Origin of the sequence: Bartonella capreoli (assembly GCF_902813205.1) — a bacterium.
GTDB lineage: Bacteria > Pseudomonadota > Alphaproteobacteria > Rhizobiales > Rhizobiaceae > Bartonella > Bartonella schoenbuchensis.
Window position 1 is genome coordinate 1 of sequence record NZ_CADDZX010000351.1, and the last position, 397, is coordinate 397.

General features: G+C 40.1%; 1 protein-coding gene. It reads right to left on the minus strand.

The genetic code is table 11. The features are described from left to right. Positions 1-397: SIS domain-containing protein (locus J7R05_RS08750; RefSeq protein WP_208541918.1), on the minus strand; the 397-nt coding region annotated here is incomplete at both ends.

Sequence of the window (397 nt, forward strand, 5' to 3'; positions counted from 1 at the left end):
ACCCTCTAGAGCAATCGGATAAGAAGTCCCACGTCCAAGATAAAGAACACCTTTTGCGTTCATTAAATAACGAGAAATACACTCAATTTTCCTCTCTAGCTTTAGAACCTCGCTTAAAATCCTTGGAATTTCTGCCAATTGCCTAATAAACTGATTCTCTTCTTTCTCTGAAAGAATCCCACGTTGCTTAGCAGCATCAAGAGCCATTGCAGCAAGTGTTGCTAATTGACAAGTGAAGGCTTTTGTTGAAGCAACACCAATTTCTGGACCAGCAAGTGTTGGTAGAATAAAATCAGCTTCTCTGGCCATTGACGATTGTTCAACATTCACAATTGTTGCTGTTTTCACACCATGCTCGCGACAATAACGTAAAGATGATAACGTATCAGCTGTTTCA